Below are 16,476 nucleotides of genomic sequence, written 5' to 3'. Positions count from 1 at the left end.
TCTTATCGTTCAGATGAAACCCGCCACGAGACAACATCCACGAAAGCTGATGACCATGCACCCGAACCGATTGACTCGCAGAGGCGCCGCTCTGGCACTCGCTGCCGCCGCCGCCATGGCGGCCTGGCCCGCGGCGGCGCAGGATGGCTATCCCAACCGCCCGATCAAGTTGGTCGTGCCCTACGGCGCCGGCGGGGGCACCGACCAGATCGCACGGCTGATGGCCGAGAAGCTTCAGCAGCGGCTCGGCCAGCCGGTGGTGGTCGACAACAAGCCGGGCGCCGGCACGGTGATCGGCTCCGAGTACGTCTCCAAGCAGCCGGCCGATGGCTATACGCTCCTGCTGACCACCTCGGGCCTGACCAGCGCGCCGGTCATGATGGCCAAGGTGCCTTTCGATCCGGTGACGAGCTTCACCCCGATCGCGCCGCTGGCCATCATGTTGATCTCGCTGTCGGCTTCCAACGACGTACCGGCATCGACGGTGCCGGAACTGATCGCCTACATGAAGGCCCATCCCGGCAAGCTCAACTACGCGTCGTATGGCGTGGCGACGACCAACAATCTGGCCATGACGCTGTTCAACCAGCGCGCGGGCGTGCAGTCGACACACGTCCCCTACAAGGCCGGTGCCCAGGCGCTTCCCGATCTGGTGTCCGGCCAGGTGCAGCTGATGTTCGATTCGATGCAGACATCCGGTCCATTGATCAAGGCCGGCAAGCTCAAGACCCTCGCCCTCGCGACCTCCGCCCGCTCGCCGCTGATGCCCGAGGTGCCGACGGTGGCGGAGGCCGGCCTGCCCGGCTTCGCATTCGAACCCTGGTTCGGCCTGTTCGGGCCGGCGGGCCTGCCGGCGCCGATCGTCAACCGGCTCAACAAGGAGATCAACAGCGCCCTGAAAGAGCCGGAGGTGCTCCAGGCCATGCGCATCCAGTACCTGACGCCGACGCCTGGCAGTGCAGACAAGATGCGCGAACTGGTCCGAAAGGATCTGGCGTACTGGGCCGCCGCGGCCAAGGTGGCAGGCGTTCAGCCCGAGTAGGGCCTGCATGGACATGAAGCACGACGCTAACGCCGACCGGCAACCCGCATGAGCCAGCGCATCGCGCCGCCGCGTCGCATCTCGACCGGCCTGACGCTGGGCGACCTGATCGAGCGCAACGCGCGCTTCCTGCGCGACGGCGTGGCCTTCGAAGACGGCGCGCGCAGCCTGACGCATGGCCGCTACCACGAGCGGGTCTGTCGCCTGGCCGCGGCCCTGGAAGCGCGCGGCTGCGTGCATCAGGACCGCATCGCCATGCTGGCGATGAACTGCATCGAGTACTTCGAGCTCTATGGCGCCTGCGAGTACGCCGGCTTCATGGCGGCCACGGTCAACTACCGCCTCGCGCAGGCCGAGATGCTCGCCATCCTCCAGAGCGCGGCACCGGCTGCCTTCGTGTTCGAGAGCGAGTATGCGGAGTGGGTCGGCCGCCTGCGCGAACAGTTGCCGCAGGTGCGCGCGTGGGTCTGCATCGGCCCTGCGCCCGACTGGGCCGAAGCGTACGAAACCGTGCTGGAGACGGCCACCGCGCAGGGGCCCGCGGGGCGTGCCGAGGAGGACGACATCGCCCACCTGATCTTCACCAGCGGCACCACCGGCAAGCCCAAGGGCTGCCTGCTGGCGCATCGCGACAGCGTCAACAAGGCGCAGATGCATGCGGCCGAGATGGGGATCTCGCCGGCCGACCGGATGCTGCTGGTCATGCCCTACTTCCACGTCGGCGCCAAGGGGCTGCAGATCGGCGCGTTGTGGCGCGGCGCCACGGTGCTGGTGCAGCGCCAGTTCGAGCCGGCGCGCGTGCTGGATGCGATCGAACGCGAGAAGGCCAGCATCCTGCACCTGGCGCCGACGATGGTGCAGTCGGTGCTCGACGAGCCGGACATCGCCCGGCGCGACCTGTCGTCGGTGCGGGTGCTGTGCTATTCGGCCGCGCCGATGCCGATCCCTGTGCTGCGCAAGGGCCTGGCCTTGATGGGCAATGTGTTCCATCAGGTCTACGGGCAGACCGAGGGCGCGGTCAGCGTGCTGCTGCGATCGCAGCACCGGCCGGACGGCAGCGCGCGCGAGCGCGCCCGCCTGGAGTCGGTGGGGCAGCCCTTGATCGGGACCGATGTCCGTCTCGTCGGCGAGGACGGCCGCGACGCGGCGCCCGGCGAGGCCGGGGAGATCGTCTATCGCGGCGGCGTGATGTTCCGCGGCTACTGGAACGACATGCCGGCCACGCTGCAGGCGCTGCGCGGCGGCTGGATCCATTCGGGCGATGTCGGGCGCTTCGACGAGGACGGCTTCCTCTACATCGTCGACCGCAAGAAGGACATGGTGATCTCGGGCGGCGAGAACATCTACTCGCGCGAGGTCGAGCAGGCGCTGGCGCAGCACCCGGCGGTGCGCGAGGCCGCGGTGATCGGCGTGCCCGACACGCGCTGGGGCGAGGCGGTGCGCGCGGTCGTGGTGCTGCATGCCGGCGCCGAGGCTTCGGCGCAGGTGCTGATTGACCACTGCCGCACGCTCATCGCCAGCTACAAGAAGCCGCGCAGCGTGGTCTTTGCGACCGAGCTGCCCAAGCTGAACAACGGAAAGATCGACAAGAACCGCATCCGCGCCCTGCATGGCGCAGCCGCGCAAGACCCTGTGGAAAGCACTGCATGAACTACGACAAGTACCAGTATCTCCGGATCGAGATCGGCGACGACGGCGTCGCGATCCTGACGCTCGACCGCCCCGACACGCTCAACGCGGCGAGCGTGCCCATGCACCACGAACTCGAGCGCATCTGGCTCGACATCAACGACGACGAGCGCATCCGCGCCGTGGTGCTGACAGGCGCCGGCAAGGCCTTCTCCGCCGGCGGCGACCTCAAGGGCATGGCCCGGCGCGTGGGAACGAAGGACAACTTCCGCCACTCGCTGCGCGCGCCGGGCAACACGCGCCGGCTCTGGCAGAACATGGTCGAGACGTCGCCGCCCGTGATCGCAGCCATCAACGGCGACGCTGCCGGCTTCGGCTGTTCGCTCGCACTGTTCTGCGACATCACGGTCATGGCCGAGAACGCGCGCATCGGCGACAGCCACACCAAGGTCGGCCTCGTGGCCGGCGACGGCGGCGCGGTGGTGATGCCGCTCCTGATCGGCGATGCCCGCGCCAAGGACCTGCTGATGCGCGGACGCCTGATCACCGGACGCGAGGCGCATGCGATGGGCCTCGTGACCCATGTATTCCCCCAGGAACAGGTGCTGGCCGAAGCCACCGCCATCGCACGCGAACTCGCGGCATTGCCGGCATGGGCCGTGCAGTGGACCAAGCTCTCGGTGAACAAGCGCGTGAAGGAGCAGCTCAATCTGGTGCTCGACACCTCCATTGCCTACGAGATGCTGACCATGAACAGCGGCGACCATGCGGCTGCGGTCACGGCTTTTGCGGAGAAGCGCAAGCCGGAGTTCAAGGGCGAATGAGCATGAGCGAACAAGCGGCCGCCACGGACTGGAACGGCCTCGACGACGAGCGCTTCCGCGCCCGCGCCGCCGCCTTCTTCGATGCCAATTGCCCGCCGGCGCTGCGGCACCAGCCGAAGCGCCTGCGCTGGCACGTGGTGAAGCCCTGGTTCATGACGCTCTCGCAACAGGGGTGGGTGGCGCCTTCGTGGCCCGTCGAATGGGGCGGCATGGGGCTGTCGCCGGTCAAGCAGCTGATCTACATCGAGGAGTACGAGCGCAGCGGCGCGCCGGTCATGCAGACCCAGTCGCTGACCAACTTCGGCCCGATCCTGATCGCGCGCGGCACCGAAGCGCAGCGCCGCAAGTACCTGCCGCGCATTCTTTCGGGCGAGGACGTCTGGGTGCAGGGCTATTCGGAGCCCGATGCCGGCTCCGACCTTGCCGGCCTGCGCACCGACGCGCGGCTCGAAGGCGACGAGTTCATCATCAACGGCCAGAAGATCTGGACCACGATGGGCTTCGACGGCACCCACATGTTCGCGCTGGTGCGCACCGACAAGACGGTGCGCAAGCAGGCCGGCATCAGCTTCGTGCTGTTCCCCATGGACCAGCCCGGCATCACCGTGCGGCCCATCCGCGACATCTCGGGCGGCGAGGAATTCTGCGAGGTCTTCCTGCAGGATGTACGCGCGCATCGCAGCGACGTGGTCGGCGAACTCCACGGCGGCTGGAACATTGCCAAGACACTGCTCGGCTTCGAGCGCGTGTGGTCGGGCTCGCCTCGCCAGTCGCTGATCGCGCTCGCGCGCCTGGAGAAGGTGGCGCGCGCCAGCGGGGCCTGGGCCGACCCGGTGTTCCAGGACCGCTACACGCAACTGCTCTTCGACGTGCGTGACCTGGCCGCGATGTACGAGCGCCTCGTGCACTCGCTCTCGCTGGGCAAGGGCTTCGGTCTCGAATCCTCGCTGCTCAAGATGACCGCCACCGAGACCTGCCAGCGCGTGACCGAACTGCTGGTCGAAACCGCGGGGCAGGACGGTGCGACCCAAGGCTACGTGGACGTGGGCGGCGAGTCCATCGACCTGCTCACGCCCTTCCTCGAGTCGCGCGGGCCGACGATCTACGGCGGCTCGAACCAGATCCAGCGCAACATCCTGGCCAGGCAGTGGCTGGAACTTCCGGGATGAAGGAGCCGCCGATGAACACAGCAGATCAAGACGTCGACATCGCGACCCTGCTGCGCGACAGCGCGCGCGACTTCGCAGCCGGCGAGCGCGACCATGGCGCCCTGCGCGCGCGCGCGTGGAACCCGGCGCTGCCCGGCTTCGATACGGCGGCCTTCGCGCAGATGCAGGCGCTGGGCTGGCGCGGCATGCTCGTGGCCGAGGCACAGGGCGGCGCAGGGCTCGGCCTGCGCGAGGCGGCAGCGGTCGCGCAGGAATTGGGGCGCAGCCTGCTGGGCGAGCCCTTCGTGGCGACGGCCGTGCTGCCGGTCACCGCACTGCTTCACGCCGCCGTGCAGCCGCAGGCGGTCGCGTTGCTCGGGGACGTGGCCTCGGGCGCCGCCACTTTGGCGCTGGCGTGGCAGGAGCAGCCCGCATCGATCGCGGCCGATGCCATCCGCACCGAGGCCTGGCGCGAGGGGAACGGCTTCGTGATCTCGGGCCGCAAGGGATGGGTGGCTGGCGGCGCGGCGGCCACGGCCTTGCTGGTGTCGGCGCGCATCGACGAGGGTGTCGGTGTGTTCCATGTGCCGCCTGATGCTCCCGGTGTGCGGGTGTCGAACAGCTGGCAGACCGATGGCACGCCTTCGATCGCGGTGGCGCTGGACCACGTGGCCGTCGAGGCCGATGCGCTCGTGGCCGCGCCCGCGCACGGGCGTGCCGTGCTCGCGCAGGCGCTCGACGCGGCGGTCGTGGCCGCCAGCGCCGAGCTGCTGGGTGTGGCGCACGAAGCCTTCGACATGACGCTGGCCTACATGCGCACGCGCGTGCAGTTCGGCCAGCCCATCGGCAGCTTCCAGGCGCTGCAGCACAAGGCGGTGGACCTGCTGGTTCAGCGCGAGCTCGCGGCCGCGGTGCTCGACGAGGCACTGGCCGCGTTCGCGGACGACGCCTGCACGGGCCCCGAGCGCAGCCGCATTGCGAGCCGATGCAAGGCACGCTGCAGCGATGCGGCACTGCGCATCACGCGCGAGTGCATCCAGCTGCATGGGGCCATCGGCTACACGCACGAATCCGATATCGGCCTCTACCTCAAGCGCGCCCTGGTGCTCTCGGCCTGGCTGGGCAATGCGGCCCAGCATCGCCGGCGTCATGTCGAACTGGCCGTCCCTTAGACGACCTTCGGCTGGCTGCGCTCGCGCGTCGGCCAGCCGATCTCCGCCAGCACTTCGTCGGTGTGCTGCCCCAGCGTCGGCGGCGGCGAGGGCGTGCGCACCGGCGTGCCGCTCATGCGCAGCGGCGAGCTGACCAGGCGGATGGAGCCGGCCGTCGGATGCTCCACCTCGCTCACCATGCCGCGCGCCTGCGCTTCCGGTGATTCGAGCGCCGCGCCGACGGTGCGCACGCGGCCGGTCGGAATGCCGGTGGTCGCCAGGCGCGCCTGCCAGTGCGCCGCGTCCTGCGTGCGCAGGATGTCCGACAGCAGCGGCACCAGCGCGTCGCGGTGGCGCGCGCGGTCGGCGTTGGCGGTGAAGCGCACATCGGCCACGATGTCGGGGCGCTCCAGCACCTGCTCGCAGAACAGCCGGAACTGCCGGTCGTTGCCGACCGCGATCACGATCTCGGCGTCGCGCGTGGGGAACACCTGGTAGGGCACCACGGCCGGATGCCCATTGCCGTAGCGCACGGGTTCCTTGCCCGAGACCAGGTACGAGCTGCCGACGTTGGCCAGCATGGTCAGCTGGCAGTCGAACAGCGCCATGTCGATCCGCTGGCCCAGGCCGTCGTTGCGCCGCGCGATGATGGCCGCCAGGATGGCCTGCACCGCGTACATGCCGGTGAACAGGTCGGCCACGGCCACGCCCACTTTCATCGGCTCGCCCTCGGCCTCGCCGGTGATGGACATCAGCCCGCCCTCGGCCTGCATGATGTAGTCGTAGCCGGCCCGGTCCGCCAACGGCGAGCTGCGGCCGTAGCCGGAGATGGAGCAATAGATCAGGTCCGGCCGGCTCGCGCTCAGGCTGTCGTAGTCCAGTCCGTAGCGCTGGAGTGCGCCGGCGCGGAAGTTCTCCACCACCACGTCGCAATGCGCGAGCAGTTCGCGCACCAGCGCCTGGCCTTCGGGCTGGCTGATGTCGACCGCCACGCTGCGCTTGTTGCGGTTGGCGCAGAAGAAATAGGCCGACTCGCCGCCCACGTTGGGCGGGCCCCAGCCGCGCGTGTCGTCGCCGCCGGCGGGGTTCTCGATCTTGATCACGTCCGCGCCCAGGTCGGCCAGCGTCATGGTGCACCAGGGACCCGCGAGCACGCGCGACAGGTCGAGGATGCGGACGCCGGCGAGGGCGGGCTTGCGCGGCTGCGCGGGTTGCGCCGTGCTCATGGCGCCGTTCATTCGCCGGTGAAGCTGGGCTTGCGCTTTTCGATGAAGGCGCTCACGGCTTCCTGGTGGTCCTTGGTGATGTTGGACAGGCCCTCGTAGGCCATGCCCACGTCCAGCGCCGCCTGCGCGGCCTGGCGCAGCGGCAGGTTGATGGTGATCTTGGTGCCGGCGATGGATTGCGTCGCGCCCTCAGCGAACTTCTTCGCCCATTCTTCCGTCAGGCGGTCGACCACGTCCATCGGGCCGGCTTCGGCGATGAGGCCGATCTCGGCGGCCAGCTTGCCGGTGATGAGATCCCCGCCCAGCAGGTATTTGCGCGCGCGCGCATAGCCGATCAGCTGCGGCCAGATCAGCGCGCCGCCGTCGCCGGCCACCAGGCCCATGCGCACGTGCGGGTCGCCGATCTTCGCGTCCTCGTTGGCGATCACCACGTCGCACAGCAGCGCAATGGTCGCACCCAGGCCGATGGCGTGGCCGTTCACGCGGCAGACGATCGGCTTGGGACAGTCGAGCATGCCGAACACCAGCTGGCGCGAATGGATCACGCCCTTGTAGAACAGGCTGGGGTCGTCGATCTTGGTCTGCATGCCGACGATGTCGCCGCCGGCCGAGAAGCTGTCGCCCGCGCCGGTGAGCACGATCACGGCCACGCTGTCATCGCTGGAGGCGGTCTGCACGGCGCGGATCAGCTCCAGGCTCATGGGGCCGCCGACGATGTTGCGCTTCTCGGGCAGGTTGAGGGTGATGCGAAGGATCTTGCCGTCCTGCTGGATCAGCAGGCGTTCGTAACCGGAATAGCGGGACATGGTGCTCCTAGGGGGAAGTGGATGTGGGGGTGGTGCCGGCGGTGCCGATGGCGCGCACGAAATCCGCCGCCAGGGTGTGCGGGCTGTCGATCAGCAGGCGGCCGAGCACGCGGTTCCAGTGGGTCTCCGAACCGTGGGCCATGCGCCATTCGTGCAGGCGGCGGGTGTAGAGCTGCAGGTCGTATTCCTGCGTGATGCCGATCGCGCCGTGCAACGCGTGCGCGATCGAGGCCACCAGCTGCGCCGCCTCGCTGGTGCGGGCCTTGGCCACGGCGCAGGCGGCATCGGCCGGGATGCGGGCCGCGCCCTGGAATGCGGCTTCGGCCGCGATGCAGCCGGCGGCCACGTGCTCCGCCATCACGCTCAACTGGTGCTGGACCGCCTGGAACTTGCCGATCGACTTGCCGAACTGCACGCGTTCGTTGCCGTAGGCCAGCGTCATGTCGAACACGTGCTTCATGGCACCGGCGAGCAGGCCGGCATGCAGTGCGGCGGCCAGCGGCTGCAGGCCGGCGGCGGCGCTTGACGGCAATGGGCGGCCTGCACCGGCCGGCCAGTGCAGCGATGCGGCGAGGCTGCCGTGCACGCCGGTCGGTACCCGCCGGGCGCCGGCCACGGGCAGCAGCCGCAGCGCATCGCCATCGGCCGCGATCACGTGCGCGGCGACGAGCGCGCACGGCACCAGCGCTGCGTGCAGCGCGCCGTCCGCGTCGCGTACCAGGCCGGGCGCGAAGGTGATCAGGCCGTCGGGCAAGGCCTCGCGCGGCGCCAGCAGGCGCGCACCGAAGGTCTGCGCCAGCGGCAGCGGCACGGCATGCGCGCCGCACAGCGCGAGCACCGGATGGAAGTCGGACAGGCTGGCGCCCGCGCCGCCTTCTTCCTCGGCGGCCAACAGTTCCAGAAAGCCGGCGTCGCCGATGGCCGCCAGCAGCGCGGCATGGGAGCCACCGGCTTCGATGGCGCGCACGTCGGCCGGCGTGCAATGGTCACGGAGGATGGATGCGAGTGCTTCGGCGAACATGGAGGTCCTTCTGTTGTCAGCGCAGGCCGAGACCGCGCGCGATCATTCCACGCAGGATCTCGCGGGTGCCGCCGCGCAGCGAGAAGGTGGGTGCCATCTGGCTCACGTAGGCCAGGGCGCGCACCAGGTCGTCGTCGATCGCGACGCCGGGGTCCGCGCCCAGCGCCGCCTCGAGGATGGCGGGAATGCTTTGTTCGAACTCGGTGGCGATGTCCTTCACCAACGCCGCTTCCACCACCGGGCTTTCGCCGGCCGCGAGCCGCGCCGTGACGGTGATGGACATGTGGCGCAGCGTGGCCAGGTGGGTGGCGAAGCGGCCCAGCGTTTCCAGGTGCGCGTCGGCGCCGCCTGTCTCGCGCAGCCATGCGATCCAGCGGTCGAGCAGGACGATGCTCGAGTAGATGCGCTCGGGCCCGCTGCGCTCGAAGGCCAGCTCGGCGGTCACCTGCTGCCAGCCCTGGCCCTCGGCGCCGATCAGCGCGGCCTCGTCCAGCGCCACGTCGTCGAAGAACATCTCGCTGAAGTGCGCGTCGCCCGTCAGGTCGACGATCGGCCGGACGGTGACGCCGGGCAAGGACAGATCGACGATGAACTGCGACAGCCCCGCGTGCCGGTCGGCGGCCGTGCCGGAAGAGCGCACCAGCGCGATCACGTAGTGGCAGCGGTGCCCGTTGGTCGTCCAGATCTTGCGGCCGTTCAGGCGCCAGCCGCGGTCGGTGCGGGTCGCGCGCGTGCCGACGGCCGCCAGGTCGGAGCCGGCGTTCGGCTCGCTCATGCCGATGCCGAAGAAGGCCTCGCCGCGGCAGATGCGCGGCAGGTAGAAGTTCTTTTGCGCTTCGCTGCCGTACTTGAGGATCAAGGGACCACTCTGGCGATCGGCGATCCAGTGTGCGCCCACGGGTGCACCGGCGGCCAGCAGCTCTTCCACCAGCACGAAGCGGCTGAAGGCGTCGAGGTCGGCGCCGCCATGGGCCTTCGGCAGCGTGACGCCGACCCAGCCCTGCGCCGCCAGCGCGTGGCTGAAGTCGGCGTCGAAGGCCAGCCATGAGCGCGAGCGCACGTCGGCCTGCGCGGGCGGCAGTTCGCGGCTCAGGAAGGTCTTGACCTTCGCCCTGAAGTTGTCGGCGTGCGCGGGCAGCGTGGCCAGGCGCAGGTTGTCGAGAAGGTCTGCCATCGGGGCAGGTTATCGCCGGCCATGCGCACTGTCCAATAGCGAAGTGCAGCGGCGCCATATGAATACCGCATGGCCCGGCGGCCTTTGTGTATTGGACTTTTGGCGGCGTGCCCGCCAGACTCGCCGGCACCTGAGAGGACACCAGAGATGACAGACTTCTTGTTGTACGAGCAGACGGGCGCCATCGTCACGCTCACCATGAACCAGCCCGAGCAGCGCAACCCGCTGACCGGCAACACGGCGGTGGCGGAGTTCCTGGTCGCGATCGATCGCATCCACGACGACCGCAGCGTGCGTGCCGTGATCCTCACCGGCAACGGGCCGTCGTTCTCGGCCGGCGGAGACATCCGCGAGATGCAGCGCCAGTCCACCGCCGAAGTGAGCGAGATGGACATCCGCCACGACTACCGCCGCGGCATCCAGCGCCTGACGCTGGCGCTGTTCAACCTCGAGGTGCCGGTGATCGCCGCGGTCAACGGCCATGCCATCGGCGCAGGCCTCGACCTGGCGTGCATGTGCGACATCCGCATCGCGTCCGACAAGGCGCGGTTCGCGGAGAGCTTCGTGAAGCTCGGCATCATCCCCGGCGACGGCGGCGCATGGCTGCTGCCGCGCACAGTGGGCCTGTCGCGCGCGGCCGAGATGGCGTTCACCGGCGACGCCATCGATGCCAGGCAGGCACTCGAATGGAACCTGGTGTCGCGCGTCGTGCCGGCCGAAGAACTCATGCCCGCGGCACGCCAGCTTGCGGACCGCATCGCCGTCAACCCGTCGCACAGCGTGCGGCTGGCCAAGCGCCTCATGCGCGAAGCCATCCATTCGCGGCTGGACAGCATCCTCGAAATGTCCGCCGTGTTCCAGGCCGTCTCGCACAAAACCGACGACCATCGCGAGGCCGTGGCGGCCTTCCTCGAAAAGCGTCCGGCCAACTACGGCCGCTGAGGCCGCTGCACGCGCCCCTGCCGCTGGCCTACGGCGCGGTCATAGGCGATGGGCCAGGGCGCCGGTGCGCCGAGCGCCTCGGCCGCATGCACGGCCCAGAACGGATCGCGCAGCATGGCGCGGGCCAGGAACACGAGGTCGGCGCCGCCGCTCGCGATGATCTGTTCCGCCTGTGCGGCCTCGGTGATCTGGCCCACGGCGCCGGAGGCCACGCCGGCCTGCGCGCGCACGCGGGCTGCGAAGGACAACTGCATGATGGGACCGTCCGGCGGCATGGCGCCGGGAACGATGGCGCCGCTCGAGCACACGACGAGGTCCACGCCGGCTTCGCCCAGCAGCCCGGCCAGCCGCACGGCTTCGTCGGCCGTCCAGCCGCCCTCGACCCAGTCGGTGATCGACAGGCGTGCGGCCAGCGGCAGTTCGTCCGGCCAGGCCGCACGCGCGGCCTTCGCGAGTTCGCGCGCGAAGCGCGTGCGGCCATCGAAATCGCCGCCCCAGTCGTCGGTGCGCCGGTTGGTGAGCGGCGACAGGAACTGGTGCGCCAGGTAGCCATGGCCCAGGTGCAGTTCGACATACCGGAAGCCGGCCTCGAAGGCGAGGCCCGCCGCCGCGCCGAACTCGCCGATCGTGCGTGCGATGTCCGCCCCGCTCATCTCGCGCGGCATCGCGTTCAGCGGCGAAAAGAGAAGAGGTGAGGGCGCTTGCACCTGCCAGCCGCCTTCGGATTCGGGTACCGCGTCACGCCCGATCCAAGGACTGCGCGTGCTGCCCTTGCGCCCGGCGTGCGCCAGCTGGATGCCGGGCACGCAGCCCTGGCCGGAGATGAATTGCGTGATCGGCGCGAACGCGTCGGCATGCGCGCGCGACCACAGGCCGAGATCCGCCGGCGAGATGCGCGCGTGCGGCGCCACGGCGGTGGCTTCCGCCACGACGAGCCCGGCGCCGCCCGGTGCGCGCATGCCCAGATGCACCATGTGCCAGGGCGTGGCCAGGCCGTCCGGGCCGCAGGCGTACATGCACATGGGCGACACGCCGATGCGGTTGCGAAAGCGAACGCTGCGCAAGTCGAAAGGAGAGAAGAGCCGGGAAGCCGTGGGTTCCATCGGCCGACACTAGCCGACGGTGATGCGGCGGCACAAGCGGGCGCGGCGAAATATCACATGCATGTGCAATGCGCGGCGGGCGCGGCGCGGGCCGCGTCTCCTCCCGCCACGCGGCCATACTGGCGGCAAGGAATCCGGAAGGCAACGCACATGGAACGCATCGGCACCGTCGAAAAAAAGACCCGCACCCGCGTCTTCGATGAAGGCAACTTCCGCGGCTACACCGAATACCTGATCGAGACCGAGGCCGGTCCACGCCCTGCGCCGCAGGCCTTCCTGGTCCACCAGCAGCCCGGCTGGGTGTTGCCTACGCACTTCCATCTGGAAGAGCAGTTCCAGGTGGTGACGCGCGGCGGCGGCACGCTGGGCGCGCATGCGCTCGACGCGGTGAGCATCCATTACGCATCGCGCGAGGCGGGTTACGGCCCGCTCGTCGCCGGCGCCGACGGCCTGGACTACCTCACGCTGCGCACCGTCACCGATCCAGGGGCGTGGTACCTGCCCGAGTCGCGCGAGAAGATGCGCAAGGGCCTGCGCAAGCGGCAGGAAAGCGTGGGCCCGGTTCGTGTGTCGACCTCGGCGTCGCTCGCCGAACTCGCGCAGCCGGCCACCGAAGTGCTGATCGCATCGGACGCCAGCGGCTTGGCCGCGTGGGTGGTGCGCGTGCCGCCGTGCGGCCGCGCCACCGCGCCTGCCCAGCGCGACAGCGGCGGGCGCTATCACGTGGTGGTGTCGGGCGCGCTCGCAACGCACGGCGAACTGCTGGGCCCGCCGGCCTGTGTCTGGCATTCGGGCGACGAGGCGCCGATGGCGCTGCATGCCGGCGCTGCGGGCCTGGAAGTCCTGGTGCTGCAGTACCCGGCCTTCGCGCTCGATCCCGAGCCGCAGAGGATGGCCCGGCGTACGCCCGGCGCCTGAGCCGCGGCCGCTCAGGCCTTCCGGCCGAAGCCAGCGAGCTGCCGCGACGGGTCGGCCGCATAGCATTCGCGGATCGCGGCGAGGTCGAATTCCGAAGTGGCGGGCGCGGCCAGCGCGTCGCCGATGCAGCGGCGCGCCGCGCGCACCGAGACACCCACGTTGGCCGACACCTGGCGCGCCAGCCGCAGCGCTTCGTCCAGCAGACCGGCGCGCGGCAGCACGCTGTTGACGAGGCCCAGCTGCATCGCCTCGGCCGCGGGCAGCCTGTCGCCGGCCATGATCATCGCGCTGGCGCGCGACTGGCCGATGCGCCCGGGCAGCTTGCGGCAACCCGCGGCGCCGGGCAGCAGGCCCCACTTCGCCTCGGGCAGCGCGAACAGCGTGTCGTCGGCCGCGACGATCATGTCGCAGCACAGCACGAGCTCGAAACCGCCGCCGATCACATGGCCGAAGACGGCGGCGATGGCGGGCTTGGCGCGGGTGTCGAACTCGCGGAACAGGGGCAGCATCTCGGCGATGGCGAAGTCGCGCGATGCCGCGTTGCCCAGCCGCTGGCGCTCCTTCAGGTCCACGCCGACGCAGAAGGCGCGCTCGCCGCTTCCGGTGAGCACGATGACGTCGATGCCGGTATCCGCCTCCATGGCGCGGATGCCTTCGCGCAGCAGGCGGACGCTCTGCATGTCCAGTGCGTTGAGCGCCGCAGGCCGGTCGAGCGTGACGAGGCCGACGCGGCCGGGCAGGGTTTCGAAATGCACAGGGTCTTCCATGCCCTCAGTGGGCCGCAAAGCGGGACGGTGCAAAAGCGTGGCTGCCTGCACCGGCGCTATTCATCACATGCCTGTTGCTTTGCGCGCGCCGACGGCCCTTAGACTGATTCGGACCGGAGAACCCATGCCTCTTTCACACCCCCAATCCCGCCAGCCGCTGAACGACCGCACCATCCGCTGCGAAGGATTCCGGCGCGACGACGGCCTGTGGGAAGTGGAGGCCAGCCTGGTGGACACGCGCACCTACGAAAGCCCGACGCCGTTCCGCCCCCCGGTGCCGGCCGGCGGCAAATTCCACGAGATGTGGGTGCGCTTCGCGATGGACGATGCGCGCGCGCTGCGCGAGGTCGAGGTCCGCATCGACAGCCATCCCTTCCCCGAATGCCCCGGCGCCGTGCCGAATTTCCAGCGCCTGGTCGGGCTCAGGCTGGGCGCGGGCTTCCACCGCGAGCTGCAGGCGCGCGTCGGCGGCGAGGCCGGCTGCACGCATGTGCTGACACTGTTCCAGACCATGGCGACGGTGGCCGTCCAGACGCTGTCCAGCCAGATCCGATGGAACGATCGTGCCGCGGCCGAGCGCGTCTACGGCGTGCCGCCCGACGGTGGACCGCCGCCGGTGGTCGGCGCCTGCCTGGGCTACGGCAGGAGCGGCGAGATGGTGCGTCGCATCTACCCCGAGCACTACGTGGCGCCGAAGGCCGGCGCACGGGATGCGGCCGGTGGGTGACGGCGGGTGAGGGCGCCGGTCAATCGTCCAGCTTGATGTTCGCGCTCTTGATCACGCGCTGCCATTGCGCGATGTAGCGGCGCACGATGCGGTCCATCTCCGCCTGCGAGGAAGGCGCGGCTTCCATGCCCGCGCCGCGCAGCTTCTCGATCACGTCGGGCTCCCGCAGGGCGCGCCCCAGGTGCTCGTTGAGCTTCGCGGCCACCGGCGCAGGCACGCCGGCCGGCGCGAAGAAGGCGAACCAGGTGGTGATGTCGAAGTCCTTCATGCCCAGCTCGATCATCGTCGGCGTGTCGGGCAGCGCGGGCACGCGCCTGGCGCTGGTGACTGCCAGTGCGCGCAGCTTGCCCGACTTGATGTGCGGCAGCGGCCCGGCGATGCCGCTCATGGATACCTGGATCTGGTTGCCCAGCAGATCGGTCAGTATCTGCGCGGTGCCGCGGTAGGGGATGTGCACCAGGTGGATGTCCTGCGCCTGCTTGAACATCTCGAAGCTCAGGTGGGTGAGCGACGCCGTGCCGTCCGAGCCGTAGCTGAGCTTGCCGGGGTTGGCCCTGGCATAGGCGATGAACTCCTTCATGGTCTTCGGCGGCAGCGCAACGTTCTCCACCACGACCAGCGGAATGTCGACGGCCTTGGAGAGCGGGATCAGGTCCTTGAGCGGATCGAAGCCGACGTCCTTGCGCACATAGGGCGTCAGCGTGACGAGGCCGTTGCCGATCAGGCCGATGGTGTAGCCGTCGCCCTTCGACTGAGCCAGCGCCAGCGTGCCCAGCATGCCCGCCGCGCCGCCGCGGTTGTCCACGATGACCGGCTGGCCGAGCGAATGCGTGAGCTTCTCCGCCACCAGTCGCGCGGCCATGTCGGTCGGGCCACCGACGGGAAAGGGGACGATCAGGTGGATCGGTTGTGCCGGCCATGCGGCCGGTTGCGCGAAGGCGGAGGGACTGACGGCAAGGGCCAATGCGAGGCCCAGCAGGTGGCGGCGAAGGGCACGCCGCGCGAAGGCGCCGCGCGGGATGGCTGGATTCATGGTGGTTTCCTCTGTGCGTGGGATCAGTCCCGTTGCGACGAATGCTACGGCCGCGTGCGGCGTGTACCGTGCCGCGCACAGAGTCGGCGGCAATTCATCACGTATGTGGAAATCGTGCGCGGCAACTGGCGAATGCGAGGGCCCGGGCTTACGCTTCGCATCAATGAAACCTTCATCGATGTCGGACGCCGAATGGCAAGTGCGGCTGGACGTGGCCGCGTGCTACCGGCTGCTTGCGCACTACCGCATGACGGACCTGATCTACACGCACGTGTCGGGCCGCATTCCGGGCGAGGAGGAAGCCATCCTCATCAATCCCTACGGCCTGATGTTCCATGAGATCCGCGCCAGCGACCTGGTGCGCGTGGACCTCAGGGGCAACCCCGTCACCGAGATCAATGCGCCGATCAACCGCGCGGGCTTCTTCATCCACAGCGCAGTGCACGAGGCGCGGCCCGACATCGCCTGCGTGATCCACACGCACACCACGGCGGGCATCGCCGTCGCGGCGCAGCAGGCGGGCCTGCTGATGATCAGCCAGCACGCGCTGCGCTTCCACGGCCGGCTGTCGTACCACGAATACCTCGGCGTGGCCGACGACGATGCGGAACGCCGGCGCCTGGCGCACGACCTCGGCGACAACCTCTCGATGCTGCTGCGCAACCACGGCATCCTGGGCTGCGGGCGCAGCGTGGCCGAGGCCTTCATCGAGACGCACTACCTCGAGCGCGCATGCCAGATCCAGGTGGCCGCGCTCGCGGGCGGCACGCCGCTGTCGGTGCTGAGCGATGCCGTGTCCGCGACCACCGCCCAGCAGTTCGACACCGCGCGCGACCGCCGCAAGACCGAGGACGGCCGCACCTTCACGCTGGAATGGACGGCGCTGCTGCGCATGCTCGACCAGATCGACAGCACGTGGCGCGAATGAGCGTCGCATGGCGCGCCGTCGCGCCCGCACCTTTTCT

Annotated in this window: 16 protein-coding genes; 9 read left to right on the top strand and 7 right to left on the bottom strand. The window is 69.7% G+C overall.

Annotation, left to right across the window (positions count from 1 at the left end):
• The first annotated feature begins 49 nt into the window (after positions 1–49).
• Genes E5P2_RS33745 through E5P2_RS33725 form a run of 5 tightly spaced genes read left to right on the top strand, consistent with a single transcriptional unit; the run spans position 50 to position 5,815 of the window.
• Positions 50–1,042 (top strand): tripartite tricarboxylate transporter substrate binding protein, encoded by a 993-nt coding sequence (locus E5P2_RS33745; RefSeq protein ID WP_232080981.1) that lies wholly within the window; start codon positions 50–52, stop codon positions 1,040–1,042.
• 48 nt (positions 1,043–1,090) lie between these two features.
• Positions 1,091–2,692, top strand: coding sequence for an AMP-binding protein (locus tag E5P2_RS33740; protein WP_162571425.1), 1,602 nt, complete (start codon positions 1,091–1,093; stop codon positions 2,690–2,692).
• Positions 2,689–3,495, top strand: a complete 807-nt coding sequence (locus tag E5P2_RS33735) for an enoyl-CoA hydratase/isomerase family protein (RefSeq protein WP_162571424.1) — start codon at positions 2,689–2,691, stop codon at positions 3,493–3,495. Before E5P2_RS33740 ends, E5P2_RS33735 begins: the two co-directional genes overlap by 4 nt.
• Positions 3,496–3,497: 2 nt before the next feature.
• Positions 3,498–4,664 (top strand): acyl-CoA dehydrogenase family protein, encoded by a 1,167-nt coding sequence (locus E5P2_RS33730; protein WP_162571423.1) that lies wholly within the window; start codon positions 3,498–3,500, stop codon positions 4,662–4,664.
• An 11-nt stretch (positions 4,665–4,675) separates the two neighbouring features.
• The gene (locus tag E5P2_RS33725; protein ID WP_162571422.1) at positions 4,676–5,815 is read left to right on the top strand and encodes an acyl-CoA dehydrogenase family protein; all 1,140 of its coding nucleotides are present in this window, start codon (positions 4,676–4,678) and stop codon (positions 5,813–5,815) included.
• Here E5P2_RS33725 and E5P2_RS33720 read toward each other — a convergent pair.
• The 4 genes from E5P2_RS33720 to E5P2_RS33705 are packed head-to-tail and all read right to left on the bottom strand — an operon-like array spanning position 5,812 to position 10,021.
• The gene (locus E5P2_RS33720; protein WP_162571421.1) at positions 5,812–7,020 is read right to left on the bottom strand and encodes a CaiB/BaiF CoA transferase family protein; all 1,209 of its coding nucleotides are present in this window, start codon (positions 7,018–7,020) and stop codon (positions 5,812–5,814) included. The genes E5P2_RS33725 and E5P2_RS33720 overlap by 4 nt on opposite strands.
• A gap of 8 nt (positions 7,021–7,028) precedes the next feature.
• Entirely contained in the window at positions 7,029–7,826 is a 798-nt protein-coding gene (locus tag E5P2_RS33715) for an enoyl-CoA hydratase/isomerase family protein (RefSeq protein ID WP_162571420.1), read from the bottom strand.
• A 7-nt stretch (positions 7,827–7,833) separates the two neighbouring features.
• Positions 7,834–8,847 carry an acyl-CoA dehydrogenase family protein gene (locus E5P2_RS33710; RefSeq protein ID WP_162571419.1) on the bottom strand — a complete coding sequence of 338 codons (1,014 nt, stop codon included), beginning with the start codon at positions 8,845–8,847 and terminating at the stop codon, positions 7,834–7,836.
• Positions 8,848–8,863: 16 nt separating this feature from the next.
• Complete coding sequence (locus tag E5P2_RS33705) at positions 8,864–10,021, bottom strand: acyl-CoA dehydrogenase family protein (RefSeq protein ID WP_162571418.1); 1,158 nt, start codon at positions 10,019–10,021, stop codon at positions 8,864–8,866.
• Positions 10,022–10,168: 147 nt separating this feature from the next.
• Between E5P2_RS33705 and E5P2_RS33700 the strand changes: the two genes are divergently transcribed.
• Positions 10,169–10,963: a crotonase/enoyl-CoA hydratase family protein gene (locus E5P2_RS33700; protein WP_162571417.1), complete on the top strand. Its 795-nt coding sequence runs from the start codon at positions 10,169–10,171 to the stop codon at positions 10,961–10,963.
• On the opposite strand, the gene E5P2_RS33695 is transcribed toward E5P2_RS33700, so the two are convergent.
• Positions 10,951–12,066, bottom strand: a complete 1,116-nt coding sequence (locus E5P2_RS33695; RefSeq protein ID WP_162571416.1) for an NADH:flavin oxidoreductase/NADH oxidase — start codon at positions 12,064–12,066, stop codon at positions 10,951–10,953. The two genes, E5P2_RS33700 and E5P2_RS33695, sit on opposite strands and share 13 nt — an antisense overlap.
• A gap of 150 nt (positions 12,067–12,216) precedes the next feature.
• Between E5P2_RS33695 and E5P2_RS33690 the strand changes: the two genes are divergently transcribed.
• Positions 12,217–12,984, top strand: coding sequence for a hypothetical protein (locus tag E5P2_RS33690; protein ID WP_162571415.1), 768 nt, complete (start codon positions 12,217–12,219; stop codon positions 12,982–12,984).
• A gap of 11 nt (positions 12,985–12,995) precedes the next feature.
• Here the strand turns inward: E5P2_RS33690 and E5P2_RS33685 are convergent, their stop codons facing one another.
• Complete coding sequence (locus E5P2_RS33685) at positions 12,996–13,739, bottom strand: enoyl-CoA hydratase/isomerase family protein (protein ID WP_162571414.1); 744 nt, start codon at positions 13,737–13,739, stop codon at positions 12,996–12,998.
• 136 nt (positions 13,740–13,875) lie between these two features.
• On the opposite strand from E5P2_RS33685, the gene E5P2_RS33680 reads away from it, so the two are divergent.
• Complete coding sequence (locus E5P2_RS33680; RefSeq protein ID WP_162571413.1) at positions 13,876–14,478, top strand: DUF2889 domain-containing protein; 603 nt, start codon at positions 13,876–13,878, stop codon at positions 14,476–14,478.
• A 19-nt stretch (positions 14,479–14,497) separates the two neighbouring features.
• Here E5P2_RS33680 and E5P2_RS33675 read toward each other — a convergent pair whose 3' ends face one another.
• Positions 14,498–15,511, bottom strand: coding sequence for a Bug family tripartite tricarboxylate transporter substrate binding protein (locus tag E5P2_RS33675; RefSeq protein ID WP_162571412.1), 1,014 nt, complete (start codon positions 15,509–15,511; stop codon positions 14,498–14,500).
• Positions 15,512–15,674: 163 nt separating this feature from the next.
• Between E5P2_RS33675 and E5P2_RS33670 the strand changes: the two genes are divergently transcribed.
• Complete coding sequence (locus tag E5P2_RS33670; RefSeq protein WP_162571411.1) at positions 15,675–16,439, top strand: class II aldolase/adducin family protein; 765 nt, start codon at positions 15,675–15,677, stop codon at positions 16,437–16,439.
• Positions 16,440–16,476 lie beyond the last annotated feature (37 nt).

The sequence above is a fragment of the Variovorax sp. SRS16 genome, from assembly GCF_901827165.1.
GTDB lineage: Bacteria > Pseudomonadota > Gammaproteobacteria > Burkholderiales > Burkholderiaceae_C > Variovorax.
This window is presented reverse-complemented; position numbering and strand designations above follow the sequence as displayed.